Consider the following 16,540-nt stretch of genomic DNA (forward strand, 5'->3'; position numbering starts at 1 on the left):
GACTAAACACCGTTCGGTGAAGGCAATTTGTGATGAATAATGATGCAATCCGGGCTAGCGCCGTGCAAGTCTCACCGGTCGGCGCGCTGGTATGAGCGGCGCCGATCTCGATGCGTTTTTTCTGGACCTGGAGGCCGACGCGCCTTGCGGCGGCAATCTCGAATACGACCCCGATTTCGTAGCACTTGAACAAGACATGCTGGGCAAGCCGGAAGTGCAGTACGGCGACACCATCACCGCCGCCGTTCCGCCGGAATGGAAGGCCGTCAAGCGTGTGGCCCTGCAATTGCTGGCGCGCAGCCGCGACCTGCGCCTGGCCGTGCACTTGCTGCGCGCCAATCTGGCCTTGCAGGGACTGCCCGGCCTGACGGACGGTCTGCGCCTGATCGAACGCTTGCTCGAGGAACGCTGGGACAGCGTGCATCCCGAGCTCGACGCCGACGACGACATGGATCCGACTCTGCGCATCAATTCGCTGGCGGTTCTGGCCGACCGCACCACCGTGCTCAAGGACCTGAGGGACGTGACGCTGTTGACGCTGCCCGGGCTGGGCCCGTTGAGGCTGAGGATGCTCGACATCGCCAGCGGCGAACTGGCGCCGTCGGAAGGGCAGGACAAGGTGGCCATGGAGTCGATAGAGCGCGCCTTGCGCGACGTCGACGTCGTCGCGCTGGCGGCGGCGCGCGACGCGCTGGCCCGCGCCTACGACAGCGCCGTCAATATCGAAACCGTGCTGGTGCGCCAGGTCGGCCATGCGCACGCGCTCAACCTGGATGGCTTGACGCGCATGCTCAAGCGCGGCCGCGACGCCCTCGGCGTCGAGGCCGCCGCCAGCGAGGCCGACGAGGCGGATGATGCAGACGGCGCCGGGGCCGCCGGCGGCGCGTCCGCCGACGCGCCGGCGCGGCGCGGCGCCGCCATCAGCGGCGAGATCGCCAGCCGCGACGACGTGGTGCGCATGTTGAACAAAATCATCGGCTATTACGAGCAGCACGAGCCGTCCAGTCCCTTGCCGCTGCTGCTGATGCGGGCCCGGCGCCTGGTGCCGAAAAGTTTCATGGAAATTCTGGAAGACCTGGCGCCCGACGGCGTGCAACAGGCCAGCTTCCTGCGCGGACCGCAGGACGAGTAATCGAATCAACTAACAGCAGCATCAACAGCAACACCGGCAAGGCGCAGCACGAACAAGCGGGTATCGGTTTTTCAATCATGGAGGTTTTATCGTGGCCAAAGAAAGCAGTCAGAAATTTATCGCGCGCAATCGGGCGCCGCGCGTGCAGATCGAATACGACGTCGAAGTGTATGGCGCCGAGAAGAAGATCCAGTTGCCGTTCGTGATGGGCGTGATGGCCGATCTGTCGGGTCAGCCGGCCGATCCGCTGGCCCCCGTGGCCGAGCGCAAATTCCTCGAAATCGACGTCGACAACTTCGACGAGCGCCTCAAGGCGATGAAGCCGCGCGTCGCCGTGCAAGTGCCCAACACGCTCACCGGCGAGGGCAACCTCAGCGTCGAGATGACGTTCGAGAGCATGGACGACTTCACGCCGGCGGCCATCGCCGGCAAGGTCGGCGCGCTCAGCAAGCTGCTCGAGGCGCGCGGCCAGCTGTCCAACCTGCTGACCTATATGGACGGCAAGACCGGCGCCGAAGACTTGATCGCCAAGCTGCTCGCCGAGCCCGCGCTGATGCAGGCGCTGACGTCGGCTCCCAAGCCGCAAGAATAACTGACACGTCCGGAGACTACGATGGCTGAACTACAAGCACAAACGGAACAAGCCGGCGCCACGCTCGAGATGAGCGATTTCGGCAGCCTGCTGCAAAAGGAATTCAAACCGCAGTCGGACAAGGCCAAGGAATCGGTCGAGAACGCCGTGCGCACGCTGGCCGAACAGGCGCTGCTGGGCAGCAACCTGATTTCGGGCGACGTCCTGGCCACGATCGAAGGTTTGATCGCCGCGCTGGACAAGAAATTGAGCGAGCAGATCAACCTGATCTTGCACACGCCCGAATTCCAGGCCCTCGAAGGCGCGTGGCGCGGCCTGCACCACCTGGTCAACAACACCGAGACCGACGAGACGCTGAAAATCCGCGTCATGAACATCTCCAAGAACGACCTGGGCAAGTCGCTCAAGAAGTTCAAGGGCACGGCCTGGGACCAGAGCCCGATCTTCAAGAAAATGTACGAGGAAGAATTCGGCCAGTTCGGCGGCGAGCCTTTCGGCGCCATCGTGGCCGACTATTATTTCGACAACAGCGCACCCGACGTCGAGCTGCTGTCGGGTATGGCCAAGGTGGCCGCCGCCGCCCACGCGCCCTTCATCGCCGCCGCCGCGCCGTCCGTGATGCTGATGGAATCGTGGCAGGAGCTGGCCAATCCGCGCGACCTGACCAAGATCTTCCAGACCCCGGAACACGCCGCCTGGCGCTCGTTCCGCGAGTCCGAGGATTCGCGCTACGTCGGCCTGGCCATGCCGCGCTTCCTGGCGCGCCAGCCCTACGGCGCCAAGACCGACCCGGTCGAAGCCTTCGACTTCGAGGAAGACACCTCGGCCGCCGACAGCAAGAACTACACCTGGGCCAACGCCGCCTACGCGATGGCGGTCAACATCAACCGTTCGTTCAAGGAATACGGCTGGTGCTCGCGCATCCGCGGCATCGAGTCCGGCGGCGCGGTTGAAGGCCTGCCCGTGCACTCCTTCCCGACCGACGACGGCGGCGTGGCGATGCAGTGCCCGACCGAGATCGCCATTTCCGACCGCCGCGAAGCGGAGCTGGCCGCCAACGGCTTCATGCCGCTGGTGCACAAGAAAAACACCGACTTCGCCGCCTTCATCGGCGCCCAGTCGCTGCACAAGCCGGCCGAATACGACGACCCGGACGCCACCGCCAACGCCAACCTGGCCGCGCGCCTGCCTTACCTGTTCGCCACCTGCCGCTTCGCCCACTACCTCAAGTGCATCGTGCGCGACAAGATCGGCTCCTTCAAGGAACGCGCCGAAATGGAGCGCTGGCTGACCAAGTGGATCATGCAATACGTCGACGGCGATCCGGCCAGCTCCAGCGAAACCACCAAGGCCAGGAAGCCGCTGGCGGCGGCCGAGGTGATCCTGGAAGAAGTCGAAGGCAATCCGGGCTATTACACCTCGAAGTTTTTCCTGCGCCCGCACTACCAGCTGGAAGGTTTGACCGTGTCGCTGCGCCTGGTGTCGAAATTGCCGTCCGCTAAAGGTTAACCGTGTGCCGCGCGGGCCGGCCCGCCGCGCAAATTGGGATGTTCAACCACCGCCGGTCGCTCGAATGACCGGCACTACAGGAGAATAAAATGGCTTTAGATATGTTCATCAACATGGGCGCCACCATCAAGGGCGAATCGCGCGACAAAGTACAAGGTCCGCTGGGCGACGTCGACGTGCTGGCCTGGAGCTGGGGCATGAGCCAGTCCGGCAGCACCCATATGGGCAGCGGCGGCGGCGCCGGCAAGGCCAGCTTCCAGGACTTGTCGTTCACCAAATACGTCGACAGCTCGAGCAACGCGTTGATGAACGCGCTGGCCAAGGGCAGCCACTTGCCCAAGTGCGTGCTGATCGCGCGCAAGGCCGGCGAAGGCCAGAACAAATACATCACCATCACCATGGAAGAAGTGCTGGTGACGTCGGTGTCGACCGGCGGCAGCGGCGGCGAAGACCGCCTGACGGAAAACGTCACGCTCAACTTCGGCAAGGTGGCCTTCGCCTACACGCCGCAAGACGCCAAGGGCACTGTGGCCGGCGACAAGACCTTCACGTGGAATATCGCCGAGAACAACGGCGAAATCTCCTAAGCACCGTGGCGCTCCGCGCCCGTCGCCCGTGCGGCGGCGGGCGCGGACCGCCATCATCATCTTCGGCAATCCGCAATCCGCATGACCGAATTTTTTTCACCGCCGCATGACGGTGGGGGAGCATGGAATGACCGCGCAAGACTGCATTCGTGATGGAAACCTGGCCGGCGCGCTCGCCGCCCTGCAGGATGCCGTGCGCAAGAACGCCGCCGACGCCAAGCTGCGCGTGTTCCTGTTCCAGCTGCTGTGCGTGCGCGGCGAATGGGCCCGCGCGCTGACCCAGCTGAACGTGGCCGGCGAACTCGACGCCGGCACCCTGCCCATGGTGCAGACTTACCGCGAAGCCATCCAGTGCGAAGCGCTGCGCGCCGACATCTTCGCCGGCAAGCGCGCGCCGCTGATCTTCGGCGAGCCGCAACCGTGGCTGGCGCAACTGATTTCCGCCTTGCAGTACGACGCCACCGACCCGGCCCGCGCCGCCGCCGAGCGCGCGCAGGCGCTGGCCGCCGCGCCGGCCTCGCCGGGCAATATCGACGGCGTGCCCTTCGCCTGGCTGGCCGACGCCGACCAGCGCCTCGGCCCGGTGCTCGAAGCCATCGTCAACGGCCGCTATTTCTGGATCCCGCTGTGCCGCATCAGCCGCATCGAGCTCGACGCGCCGGCCGACCTGCGCGACACCGTCTGGAGCGCCGCCTCCTTCACCTGGAGCAACGGCGCCCAGACCGTCGGCCTGATACCGACCCGCTACAACGGCACCGCCGCCAGCGGCGACGACGCCTTGCTGCTGGCGCGCCGCACCGAGTGGATCGCGCAAGGCGAGGGCGACGCCGGCCTGGGCCAGCGCATGTTCGCCACCGACACCGCCGACTACGCGCTGATGGACGTGCGCGTGATCGCCTTCGACGCCGCGCCGGAGACGGCCGATGGCGCCGAAGTCGCCGATGCGTCCGCCGCGGCCGACGCCGCGCCAGCGGCGGAGCCCACGCATGGCTGAACTGGCGCCGCGCGAGCGCCTGCAACCGAGTCTGCTCGACCGCCTCAGCGACGACGAGCCCGACAACAGCAGCGAGCCGCGCGAACGGCGCGTGCTGTCGCTGCGCACGCTGCGCGAAGGCGTGCTGCGCGACCTGGCCTGGCTGCTCAACACCACCAACCTGCTGTCGGTGATCGAGCACGGCGACTTGCCCCACGTCGCCAATTCCGTGCTGAACTACGGCGTGCCGGTGATGTCGGGCCACTCGCTCAACAGCCTCAATATCGCCCAGCTCGAACGGGGCATACGCCAGGCCATCTGGGACTTCGAGCCGCGCCTGATCCGCGCCACCGTCGGCGTCAAGGCGCGCATGAACGCCGACGAAAAAAACACCCTGACCTTCGACATCGAAGCGGACCTGTGGGCCCAGCCCTATCCCGAGCGGCTCTACCTGAAGACCGAACTCGATCTTGAGCGCGGCGCCGTGCTGCTGTCCGAAACCAACGGCCGGAGCGTCAAATGAATCCGCGCTTTCTGCGCTACTACAGCCAGGAGTTGCAGCACCTGCGCGAAGTGGGCGGCGAGTTCGCCCAGGAATATCCCAAGATCGCCGGGCGCCTGGGCCTCGACGCCTTCGAGTGCGCCGACCCCTACGTCGAACGCCTGCTCGAAGGCTTCAGCTACATGGCCGCCCGCGTGCAGATGAAGATAGACGCCGAATTCCCGCGCTTCACCCAGCACCTGTCGGAACTGGTCTATCCCCATTTCCTGGCGCCGACGCCGTCGATGGCGGTGGTGCAGCTGCAGCCCGACCTGAGCAATCCGGCCCTGCAAAAAGGCTATGTTGTGCCGCGCGGCAGCGCCATGCGCAGCGTGCTGGGCAAGGGCGACAATACCGCCTGCGAATACCGCAGCGCGCACGCGCTCACGCTGTGGCCGGTCGAACTGGTCGAGGCGAAATTCTTCACTCACGGCGGCAGCCAGGCCGGCCTGAACCTGCAACTGCCGCCGACGGTCAAGGCCGGCGTGCGCCTGCGCCTGCGCAGCACCGGCGCCGCCTTCAAGGACTTGCCGCTCGATACGCTGCAACTGCATCTGCGCGGAGCCGACGAAATGCCGGTGCGCATCTACGAAGCGCTGCTGGCCGGCGTGGAAGGCGTGCTGGTGACGCCGGTGGCGCGCCCGGCCGCCTGGCACAGCCTGCTGCCCAAGACGGCGCTGCGTCCGCTCGGCTATGCCGAGGGCGAGGCCTTGCTGCCGAGCGGCAAGCGCAGCTTCCAGGGCTACCGCCTGTTGCAGGAATATTTCGCCTTTCCCCAGCGCTTCCAGTTCGTCGAACTGGCCGGCCTGCGCGCCGCGCTGCGCCAGTGCGCCGACAAGGAAGTCGAGATCACCATCCTGCTCGGCCGCGCCGACGCGCAGCTGGAAAAAATGCTGGACGCCTCCAATTTCGCCTTGCACTGCACCCCGGTGGTCAACCTGTTCCAGCGCCGCGCCGACCGCATCAACGTCACCGGCGAGCAGCTCGAATACCACGTGCTGGTCGACCGCACGCGGCCGATGGATTACGAGGTGTTCCAGATCGAAGCGGTGACCGGCTACGGCACCGGGCCCGGATCGGAACAGGCCTTCGAGCCGTTTTATACGGCCAAGGACCTGGGCGGGATGCAACAGGGGCGCGCGTTCTTCCAGCTGCGGCGCGAACCGCGCCAGGTGTCGCAGCGCCAGCGCCGCGACGGCCCGCGCTCGAGCTACGTCGGCAGCGAAGCCTTCATCGCCATCGTCGACGCGGCCGAAGCGCCCTACAGCGCCGAGCTGCGCCAGCTGGGCCTGTCGGTCTGGTGCACCAACCGCGACTTGCCGCTGGCGATGGCCATCGGCGTCGGCAAGACCGATTTCATCCTCGACGACGGCGGCCCGGTGACGGCGGTGCGCTGCGCGGCCGGCCCCAGCCAGCCCCATCCCTCGTTCGCCGAGGGCAGCGTCGCCTGGCGCCTGCTGAACCAGCTGTCGCTCAACTACCTGTCGCTGCTCGACAGCGACCCCGCCCAGGGCGCCGTCGCGCTGCGCGAGATGCTGGACCTGTATTGCCACCCGACCGATCTGAACGCCCAGCGCCAGGTCGAGGGCGTGCGCTCGATCAGCGCCAAGGCCGTCACCCGGCGCATGCCGTCGCCCGGCCCCATCGCGGTGGGACGGGGCCTGCAAATCACCGTCACGCTGGACGACGCCGCCTTCGAGGGCACCGGCGCCTTCGTGCTGGGCGCCGTGCTGAGCGAGTTTTTCGCCCAGTACGTGTCGATCAACTCGTTTACCGAAACAGTGGTGCGGACCATCGCGCGCGGCGACATCATGCGCTGGCCGGCCAAGGTGGGCGCATGCGCGATCCTGTAGCCGTCGAGCTGCTGCTCGAAGCGAAGGCGGCGCGCATGGATTTCTTCCAGGTGCTGCGCCTGATCGAGAATGCCCGGCCCGACCTGCCGCGCATCGGCGCCTCGCTGCGCCCGCGCGACGACGCGGTGCGCTTCGGCCAGGACCCGGCGCTGATCTTCCACCCCACCATGCTGGGCCGCTTCACCCGCGCCGACGGCGACGCCCGGGCCCGCCTGGCCGTCAATTTCTTCGGCCTGCTGGGCGCCAACGGCCCGATGCCGCTGCACATCACCGAATACGTGCGCGACCGCCTGCGCCAGGGCGGCGACGCCACCATGCTGGCCTTCCTCGACGTCTTCCACCACCGCATGCTGGCCCTGTTTTACCGGGCCCGCGCGAGCGCCGAGCCGGTCATCAGCCTGGACCGCGCCGACGCCGACCGCTTTTCCAACTTCGTCGGCAGCATGTTCGGCATCGGCGCGCCGGCGCTGCGCGAGCGCGATGAAATCGGCGACTTCGCCAAGCTGCACTTCGCCGGACTGCTGGCCAACAAGGCGCGTCCGGCCTCGGGACTGGTGACGATATTGCGTGAATATTTCAAGCTGCCGGTGCGGCTGGAACAATTCGTCGGCCACTGGATGCGGCTGCCGGCCGAGATCCAGAGCCGCCTCGGGCGCGCCGACGAGGGCAACCGCCTCGGCAGCTCGCTGCTGCTGGGCCGCAGCGTCTGGGATTGCCAGCACAAATTCCGCATCGTCATCGGCCCGCTCGACTACGCCGACTACCAGCGCTTCCTGCCCGGCGGCGACAGCATGGCGCGGCTGCGCGCCTGGGTCCGCAATTACGTCGGCCTCACATTGGACTGGGACGTGCGCCTGGTGCTGAAAAAAGAACAGCTGCCGCCGCTGCGCCTGGACGGCTCGACCCGCATGGGCTGGAGCAGCTGGCTGAGCAGCACGGCGCCGGCGCGCGACCCCGACCAGTTGCTGATCCATCCGGCCGGCCTCGACGCGGCGCCGGCGGCCGCCGTTGGCAATACAGCTTAGCAGTACACCTTATCGATACATTAGCGCTACCAATCCAGCGACCGCAAGGCCGCCGTCCGCAAACCACAAAGGGGAAGTCATGGCCGACATCAGTCGTGTTGCATTGTTTGGAAAACTGAACAGCCTGTGTTACCGGGCCATCGAAAGCAGCACCGTGTTCTGCAAGCTGCGCGGCAATCCCTATGTGGAGCTGGTGCACTGGATGCATCAGATACTGCAATTGCAGGATTCCGACCTGGTGCGCATCATCCGTCATTACGAGATCGACGCGGCCACCCTGGCGCGCGACCTGACCGCCGCGCTCGACCGCCTGCCGCGCGGCTCGACTTCCGTCACCGACCTGTCCTCGCAGCTGGAGGAATCGGTCGAACGGGCCTGGGTCTACGGCACCCTGATGTTCGGCGAATCGCAAATCCGCTCGGGCCACCTGGTGGTCGGCCTGCTGAAAACGGCCGGCCTGCGCAACGCCCTGTACGGCATGTCGAAACAGTTCGAGAAGGTCAAGCTGGAACACCTGTCCGACAACTTCGCCAAGCTGCTGGGCGAATCGCCGGAAGCGAAACTGTTCGCCACCGACGGTTTCAGCGGCGGCGGCGCCGCGCCCGGCGAAGCGTCGGGCGCCATCGCTCCGGCCGCGATGGGCAAGCAGGAAGCGTTGAAAAAATTCACGGTCGACCTGACCGAGCAGGCGCGCAGCGGCAAGATGGACCCCATCGTCGGCCGCGACGACGAAATCCGCCAGATGGTCGACATCCTGATGCGCCGGCGTCAGAACAACCCCATCATGATCGGCGAAGCCGGCGTCGGCAAGACGGCCGTGGTCGAAGGCTTCGCCCAGCGCATCGCGCGCGGCGACGTGCCGCCGGCGCTCAAGGACGTGCAGCTGCTCACGTTGGACGTGGGCCTGTTGCAGGCCGGCGCCAGCATGAAGGGCGAGTTCGAGCAGCGCCTGCGCTCGGTCATCGATGAAGTCCAGGCCAGCGCCATCCCCATCATCCTGTTCATCGACGAAACCCATACCCTGGTCGGCGCCGGCGGCGCGGCCGGCACCGGCGACGCCGCCAACCTGCTCAAGCCGGCCCTGGCGCGCGGCACCCTGCGCACCATCGGCGCCACCACCTTCGCCGAGTACAAAAAGCACATCGAAAAAGATCCGGCCCTGACGCGCCGTTTCCAGAGCATCCAGGTCGACGAGCCTAGCGAGGAACGGGCCATTTTGATGATGCGCGGCGTCGCCTCGACGATGGAAAAACACCACAAGGTGCAGATTCTCGACGAGGCGCTGGAAGCGGCCGTGAAACTGTCGCACCGCTACATCCCGGCGCGCCAGCTGCCCGACAAATCGGTCAGCCTGATCGACACCGCCTGCGCCCGCGTGGCCGTCAGCCTGCACGCCACGCCGGCCGAGGTGGACGACAGCCGCAAGCGCATCGAAGCGCTGGAAGTCGAGCTGGCCATCATCGGCCGCGAAAGCGCCATCGGCATCGACATCGGCAAGCGCGCCGCCGACGCCCACGATTTGCTGGGCGCCGAACGCGAGCGCCTGTCCGGCCTGGAAGCGCGCTGGAACGAGGAGCGCGTGCTGGTCGACCAGCTGCTGGCGCTGCGGGCCCGGCTGCGCGACGGCGCCCAGCCGGTCGAAGGCACGGGCAGCAAGCTCGAAGCGGCGGCCGGCACGGAGGCGCCGGCTGCGGCTTCGACGGCGGCAGCGGCGGCCACGCCCGAAGAACGCGCCGAGCTGATGGCGCAACTCAAGGCGGTGCAAGCGACGCTGTCGGCGCTGCAAGGCGAAACCCCGCTGATACTGCCGACCGTCGACTACCAGGCCGTGGCCGCCGTGGTCGGCGACTGGACCGGCATCCCCGTCGGCCGCATGGCGAAGAACGAGATGGAGACGATACTCAACATCGCCGGCGCGCTGGCCAAACGCGTCATCGGCCAGGACCACGCGATGGAGATGATCGCCAAGCGCATCCAGACCTCGCGCGCCGGCCTCGATAATCCGAGCAAGCCGATCGGCGTGTTCATGCTGGCCGGCACCTCGGGCGTCGGCAAGACCGAGACCGCGCTGGCGCTGGCCGAGGCGCTGTACGGAGGCGAGCAAAATCTCATCACCATCAACATGAGCGAGTACCAGGAAGCGCACACGGTGTCGACGCTGAAAGGCGCGCCGCCCGGTTACGTCGGCTACGGCGAAGGCGGCGTGCTGACCGAAGCGGTGCGCCGCAAGCCGTATTCGGTGGTGCTGCTCGACGAAGTCGAAAAAGCCCACCCCGACGTGCACGAAATGTTCTTCCAGGTGTTCGACAAGGGCTTCATGGAAGACGGGGAAGGGCGCTTCATCGACTTCAAGAACACCCTGATTATCCTGACGACGAACGCCGGCACCGACCTGATCGCCGGCCTGTGCAAGGATCCCGACCTGATGCCGGAGCCGGACGACATGGCCAAGGCCCTGCGCGCGCCGCTGCTCAAGGTGTTCCCGCCGGCGCTGCTGGGCCGCCTGGTGACGATACCGTACTACCCGCTGTCGGACCAGATGCTGGGCCAGATCGTCAAGTTGCAGCTGAACCGCATCAAGAAGCGGGTCGAGGCGCGCTACAAGATCGCCTTCGAGTATGGCGAGGACGTGGTCAAGCTGGTGGTGTCGCGCTGCACCGAGGGCGAGTCGGGCGGGCGCATGATAGACGCCATCCTCACCAACTCCATGCTGCCCGATATCAGCCGGGAATTCCTGACGCGCATGATGTCGGCCACGCCCATCGTCGGCGTGACGGTGAGCGTCGTCGAGGGCGAATTCCACTATGGTTTTTGAGCGCGGCCTAGCGAAGACTCAGTCCGCTTGACGCGGCGATGGTGATGGCGGAGGCCGGCTTTTCCGGAATTATCAGTTCATGTTTTTATGGGAGCATTTTGTCATGCATACTGTAAATACCAATAATAATGTCGTCGCCTTGCAGGTCACGCAAGGTGCGACGATTTTGAATTTGACGACTTCGCTGCAACGCCATCACTTCAATTTTTGCGCCGAGGCCGGCGCCTTGGCCGTCAACAGTCTGATTTTCAGCATCATTCCGCAGTCGGGATGGGAGCTCGACGCTGGCGATGTGGGCACCGCGATCGACTTGCACTTGACGGGCGGCCTGCCGCCGGCCGGACTGTACGACCTCGATGTGGTGACATCGAGCGGGCGTACCTATCGGGTCGATAATTCGGCCCGCAACGCGCTCAATCCGGTCAATCACTTTTACCCGATTGCAGGCACGTCCTTGTGGGCGGCCATGAACCAGCAGCAATATCAGATGGCGAGAGCCTTGCGCCGTATTCAGGTCGCCATCGAGGCGCGCCGCGCCGAAGGCGAAGCGCAAAACAAGGTGGCCGCTTACTCGGATTTCAAGTCGCTGATCGAAAGAAAGGCTTCCATCGACAAGGACAGGGGGGCGGCCAACAACCCCGTCTTGAGCCGATATCAGGAGGCGGTCATTGAATGGCGCACCAACGCCGCCGACGCCTTCAGGGCTCAGCTCGACGAGGTGAGCGGCGACCGGGTCCTGGTCGGCCTGGTAAAGGGTTTGCTGAGCAAGTGGTAGCCGCTTCGATAGCTGCCCGACAGTCCCCATAGACTTAGCAATAAAATTATTCAGAAGGCGACAATGTTAATAGGACTCAGCGCTTCGTTCAGCCACAACCAGAACGGCATGACCCGGCTCGATATGGAAGCGACCAAGCGGGTGGCGGAACGCCTCAACGAGGTGATTATCTTCCGCTCCACCGGTCCCTGGTCGAAGCGCTGGCTGGAAGATAATTATCCGAGCAAGAATTTCCACGTCAAAGGCAAGAGCTCGGACTGGGGGCCGCATGCCGGCCTGGTGCCGCACAATGGCCTCTACAGCAAGGTCGGCTACGACGCGGCCAAGGCGGCCAAGGGCACGCAGGCCAACAACGACGGCCTGGCCTCGGGTTTCGCGGGCAAGCAGCCGCTCGTGCTGACGCAACATCAGATCGATCAGCAGCTGAACCGCACCGAAGGCAGCCCGGCACGCAGCGCCATCGACACGATGATGAAAATCCCCGGCAGCACCGACACGCTGTTGCTGGCGCGGCGCTCGGGCGACGCCAAGTCGGTCGTGTTCCGCGCCTGTGCGCGCCCCGACGGCCGGTTTGAAATCAGGGTCTATCCGCCAGTCGACGGCAAGGTCAGCTCGCCGTTCCTGGTGCTCGACAAAGACCCCAAGGGTTTGAAGGCGGAACTGTTCGAGGTCATGACATCCAACGAAGCCGGCGCCGGCCTGCCGATGACGGGCGATTACGACCTGTTCGCCATCTGCCCGTCGTGGGCGCAATACGGCAGCCAGGCGCCGCACGACATCGTCAAGCCCGGCATCCAGATCGCCGGCGGTCCGCTGCACAAGGGGCTGGCTTTCCGGGCCGGGCAGGGCATGGACAATGTGATCGATCCCACCTTGCACACCATGAGCGAGGCCGGCGACTTCGCCAGCCGCAAGGCGGGATTGGAGGTGCGCGCGGCCGGCGGCATGGGGCCGCTCGGCCGATTGACGGCGCAACAGCACCAGGCCTATTTTGCGCCGTCGGAAAAGTCCGAACACGGCGACATGGGCAACTTGACGCCGCGGATACTGCGCTGCATTAACGAGCTCAATGTGGCCATGGGCGCCGTCGGACCGAGGGCGGCCTTGCGGCGCGTCCACCACAATGCCGAGTCGCACCGCAACCGTGCCTTTGGCGCGCTGACCCGGCGCGACATGGTGACCATGAAAGATGGCGACCAGTATGGCGACGGTTTTCCCTTGACGGTGTTCCAGCCCAGCACCCTGTACACCGGCAATGCCTTGAACAGCCGCTGGCGCAGCGTGGCGCGTTACGGCGACGTCAGCACGCTGGAAACCTTGGCCGAGTTCAACGCCTACGCGCAAGCGCTGGGGCAATCCGACTATTACGTGCCGAAAAACTGGATCTGGAGCGCCTAGCACCCGCTTCCGGCCGGCCACATCCCGATCACCAGCCGGCGCACCGGCATCGTCGCCGCGACCATGCGGTCGCCGATGCCGCTTGCCTGCTCAGTTGCCTGCTCATTCACCGCACGGAGGCCATGTGGCTACCATAGAATATTTTGCAAAAGTTCCCGACGCCGCCACTTTCAAAAAGGACAGCAGCGTCACGCTCGGCAGTCGCAGCGGCGACGCGCTGCTGCGGCGCATCGATCAACTGCTGGAAGAACTGGGCAATCAGGTCGCGGCGACCAGCCTGGCGGCCGAGTTCAACACGACGATACTGTACGGCCAGCTCTATCATGCCGTCGATGGCTGGCTCAAGGAGCGCGCCCGCGGCGTCGGAAGTTCGGGGCGCGAGCCGGCGGTGCGGGCCTTGTACACCATCGTCTGCACCACGCTGGCCAAGCGCGCCAACGTCGGCATCAGCACCTTGCCGAACTGGTTGACGGCCGCGTTCGGCCGCGACTTGTCGGAGCATGGCGAAAAGCTGGACTATGAAAATCGGCTCGCGCAATACCTGTCGTCGACCGAGCGCGCAAAATACCGGATCCGCTTCAACGGCGGCATTGCGCAGCAAATGCAATGGTGGCTGACCCGCACCAACTGGCAAAACGTCGACAGCGCGCGCGACTTTTCGGTGGACGCCGGTTGGCGCGAGGGCCATTCCGGTTATGCCCTGAGCCAGGGAGGCGACTTTTATAGCGGACCGCACAAGGCGGCAGGCAAGAGCGTAAAAGGCGGCAGCTTTTTCCACTCGTCCTACATGGCCGGCGATACGGTGCGCTGCGCCGGTACCTGGAAAATCGTCAATGGCAAGCTGCTCGAAATTACCGACGCGAGCGGTCACTATTTGCCGACGATCAAGCACATGCTGGGCGCCATCGAAACCCTGAAAGGCTACGGCGTCGACCTGAGCGCGGTCAGGATTTTCCTGATGTCCCAGGGCAATCCCGCGCCCGAGTTCAGCCTGACCAGTTTCATGGAGGCGTCGCAGCGGCTGTCGCTGGAGGGGATGGCGGCGGAATTTACCGAAAAGCGCAAAGTGCAGCAAGTGCGCATTGCAACGCAGGTGGCAAAGCATTTTGTCGACGATGAAGTCAGCCGCAAAAAGCGCATCGCCAACCTGATCGTTGTGGTCCAGCATTTGAGCGAGCGGAAGCACGTCACGCTAAAGGGCACGGAAACAAAAAAAGCGGACGACTGCGCCACCTGTGCAGGCTATTCGAAGGAATGGAAAGGCATACTCGAGCAAATCGAAAAGGACAGGGCGTTGGCGGCTTGACCGTCGGGCCTCCTTGTTCATCGACCGTCATGCACACGTGATTGCGCCATGCCTGCTTATTCCATGCCATTGACGCCGGGCGCCGACCGGCGGGCGCGCCGCTGCGTCGTCTGCCAGCAGGCGCTGGCGGGCGGTGCCACGCTGTTCGCCGCAGCCGACGATGCATACCCGACCTGTCACGCCGTTGCTTGCCGCATGGTGGTGAGCCGGCGCGCCGATATGGGCGAGGCTAACTTTCGACATTATCTGCAAATGCAGGCGCGCCACCGGCTACAACTGGCGGCGGCGACGGCGGCGTCGGTGGCGCGCGAGCGCGCCGAGGCCGAGGAAAACGCCAACGGCTGGGCGGCGCTGCGCGCCCGGGTGGCCGGCGATCTGACGCCTGCGCCGCTGGAGCTGCTGCTGCCCTCGGGTCCGCAGCGCTCCCGCCCGCTGTCGGCGACGCGACGCGAGCGCTACCGTGCGCATCTGCTAGGTATCATCGCCGAGGCCAGCGTCATCGATCGGGCGGCGCCGGGCGACAGCGCCGCCGGACCTGACGCTGCCGATGTCGATGCCGATGCTGGATCGACGCTGGCAGGTCGTCTTTGCGGCTGGTGCGGAGGAGGGTGTTGCACCTACGGCGGCGACCAGGCTTATTTGAGCGCGGCGACCATGCGTCGCTTTATGGATGCGCAGCCGCAGTTGTCGGCAGCCGAAGTGGCGGCGGCCTATCTGGACCGGCTCGCGGGCAGCACCCAGGCCAAGTCCTGCATCAATCATACGGCGCGCGGCTGCAGCCTGCCGCGAGAGATGCGCAGCACGATCTGCAACCGGTTTTCCTGCGTCTCGCTGGCCCGTTTGCAGGCGGCGCAGCGCGGCGCGCGGGCGCAACCAGCGCAACAGATGGACCAAGCGGGGCAAGCGGACCAAATGGACCAAGTCGAACAAGCGCATCCAGTCGAACAAGCGGTGCCGATGGTGCACGTGATATTGGTCGTGCGTCGCAAACAGGATCACTGGCGGCGCGCCGAGCCGGATCGCGACAACGCCGTCAACGCCTACGCCGTGCTGCGCGAAACGGGCGTACAGCGCATCAGCTTGCGCGCCGCGTCGCCATCGGCCGCCGCCGCCGCCGCGAGCGCCACCGATTAACGCCGCGCCGCGATAACCAGCCCGGCAACGGGCGCGTTCAACTCGGTGCGCAGCACGTCGCGCCGCACCTCGAGCACGGTCAAGCCGGCGCCGCTCAGCGCTGCGCGCGCATACGCTTCGGCATGGCTGTGGCGCCCGTGCGGATGCAGTTGGAAGCTGCCGTCGCCGCCCGGTTCTTCCAGCGTGAACACCAGACTTGCTGGTGCAGCAGCACGCCCAGGTAGTGCAGCGCGTCGGGATGGCGGGGCTGGGTCGCGAGGATGGCGCGGTAGCGGCGCTCGGCGTCGCCCGGCTTGCCGGCCTGGTGGGCGGCGATGGCCAGGCGCAGCGCGGCGTCCAGCGGCGCGGCGCGCGGACGGGCCGGCGCGGATGGTTTGTTCATGGGTTTTCCTGTCGCTGACGATACGCTTAGCTTAAAGCAAAACGTTGCAAGAAAGTACTTCCTACGCCATACTGTCTGCACGAAAGCGCGCCCGCGCGCACAGGAGAGCGGCATGCCTAACCAGGTTTCGATGGGAGCGATGATGACCTGCACTTTTGGCGCGGCGCCGTCGTCCCTGGTCGTGTTACCGGTCAACAAGGTGTTGTGCGAAGGCCCGCCGGCCGCCAACATCATGGACCACATGCCGATGGTCAACATCATGCCCTTCGGCATGTGCAGCTCGATGGCCAATCCCATGGTCATCGCCGCCACCGCCGCCGCGCTGGGCGTGCCCACGCCGATGCCGTGCATCCCGATGACCATGGCGCCGTGGGTGCCGGGCGCGCCGACGGTGTTGATCGCCAATATGCCGGCGCTCGACAACGTCTCGAAATGCCTGTGCAACTGGGGCGGCGCGATCGCGTTCACCACGGCCGGCACCGTCAAGACCATGATTCCTTAAATCAGACCGATATAGA

At 65.7% G+C, this 16,540-nt stretch carries 15 protein-coding genes; 14 read left to right on the top strand and 1 reads right to left on the bottom strand.

Annotated elements, in window-relative coordinates; translation table 11 throughout:
• Positions 1-91: 91 nt before the first annotated feature.
• The 13 genes from tssA to Q0S71_RS00315 all read left to right on the top strand — a co-directional run bounded on the left by tssA (position 92) and on the right by Q0S71_RS00315 (position 15,640).
• Positions 92-1,132 (top strand): type VI secretion system protein TssA, encoded by a 1,041-nt coding sequence (tssA, locus tag Q0S71_RS00255; RefSeq protein WP_295989988.1) that lies wholly within the window; start codon positions 92-94, stop codon positions 1,130-1,132.
• Between the two features lie 91 nt (positions 1,133-1,223).
• On the top strand, positions 1,224-1,724 hold the full coding sequence (gene tssB / locus Q0S71_RS00260) for a type VI secretion system contractile sheath small subunit (protein WP_295989990.1): 501 nt from the start codon (positions 1,224-1,226) through the stop codon (positions 1,722-1,724).
• Positions 1,725-1,745: 21 nt separating this feature from the next.
• On the top strand, positions 1,746-3,233 hold the full coding sequence (gene tssC, locus Q0S71_RS00265) for a type VI secretion system contractile sheath large subunit (RefSeq protein WP_295989992.1): 1,488 nt from the start codon (positions 1,746-1,748) through the stop codon (positions 3,231-3,233).
• An 89-nt stretch (positions 3,234-3,322) separates the two neighbouring features.
• Complete coding sequence (locus Q0S71_RS00270; protein WP_295989994.1) at positions 3,323-3,820, top strand: type VI secretion system tube protein Hcp; 498 nt, start codon at positions 3,323-3,325, stop codon at positions 3,818-3,820.
• A 127-nt stretch (positions 3,821-3,947) separates the two neighbouring features.
• Positions 3,948-4,814: a type VI secretion system accessory protein TagJ gene (locus Q0S71_RS00275; protein WP_295989996.1), complete on the top strand. Its 867-nt coding sequence runs from the start codon at positions 3,948-3,950 to the stop codon at positions 4,812-4,814.
• Positions 4,807-5,316, top strand: coding sequence for a type VI secretion system baseplate subunit TssE (gene tssE, locus Q0S71_RS00280; RefSeq protein WP_295989998.1), 510 nt, complete (start codon positions 4,807-4,809; stop codon positions 5,314-5,316). Before Q0S71_RS00275 ends, tssE begins: the two co-directional genes overlap by 8 nt.
• Positions 5,313-7,187, top strand: a complete 1,875-nt coding sequence (gene tssF / locus Q0S71_RS00285) for a type VI secretion system baseplate subunit TssF (RefSeq protein WP_295990000.1) — start codon at positions 5,313-5,315, stop codon at positions 7,185-7,187. Before tssE ends, tssF begins: the two co-directional genes overlap by 4 nt.
• Positions 7,172-8,212, top strand: a complete 1,041-nt coding sequence (gene tssG / locus Q0S71_RS00290; RefSeq protein WP_295990002.1) for a type VI secretion system baseplate subunit TssG — start codon at positions 7,172-7,174, stop codon at positions 8,210-8,212. The genes tssF and tssG overlap by 16 nt, the downstream gene beginning before the upstream one ends.
• 79 nt (positions 8,213-8,291) lie before the next feature.
• A complete protein-coding gene (gene tssH, locus Q0S71_RS00295; protein WP_295990004.1) occupies positions 8,292-11,027 on the top strand; it encodes a type VI secretion system ATPase TssH in 2,736 nt (911 codons plus the stop codon).
• Positions 11,028-11,106: 79 nt separating this feature from the next.
• A complete protein-coding gene (locus tag Q0S71_RS00300) occupies positions 11,107-11,802 on the top strand; it encodes a hypothetical protein (RefSeq protein WP_295990006.1) in 696 nt (231 codons plus the stop codon).
• 63 nt (positions 11,803-11,865) lie between these two features.
• Positions 11,866-13,200: an anthrax toxin-like adenylyl cyclase domain-containing protein gene (locus Q0S71_RS00305; RefSeq protein WP_295990008.1), complete on the top strand. Its 1,335-nt coding sequence runs from the start codon at positions 11,866-11,868 to the stop codon at positions 13,198-13,200.
• Between the two features lie 82 nt (positions 13,201-13,282).
• Positions 13,283-14,506: a hypothetical protein gene (locus Q0S71_RS00310; protein WP_295990010.1), complete on the top strand. Its 1,224-nt coding sequence runs from the start codon at positions 13,283-13,285 to the stop codon at positions 14,504-14,506.
• Positions 14,507-14,554: 48 nt separating this feature from the next.
• Entirely contained in the window at positions 14,555-15,640 is a 1,086-nt protein-coding gene (locus Q0S71_RS00315; RefSeq protein WP_295990012.1) for a hypothetical protein, read from the top strand.
• Between the two features lie 94 nt (positions 15,641-15,734).
• On the opposite strand, the gene Q0S71_RS00320 is transcribed toward Q0S71_RS00315, so the two are convergent.
• Entirely contained in the window at positions 15,735-16,022 is a 288-nt protein-coding gene (locus Q0S71_RS00320; protein ID WP_295990014.1) for a tetratricopeptide repeat protein, read from the bottom strand.
• A gap of 112 nt (positions 16,023-16,134) precedes the next feature.
• Between Q0S71_RS00320 and Q0S71_RS00325 the strand changes: the two genes are divergently transcribed.
• The gene (locus Q0S71_RS00325; RefSeq protein ID WP_295990015.1) at positions 16,135-16,524 is read left to right on the top strand and encodes a DUF4280 domain-containing protein; all 390 of its coding nucleotides are present in this window, start codon (positions 16,135-16,137) and stop codon (positions 16,522-16,524) included.
• The last annotated feature ends 16 nt before the right edge of the window (positions 16,525-16,540 follow it).

It is taken from the genome of Rugamonas sp., from assembly GCF_025354735.1.
Lineage (GTDB): Bacteria > Pseudomonadota > Gammaproteobacteria > Burkholderiales > Burkholderiaceae_D > Rugamonas.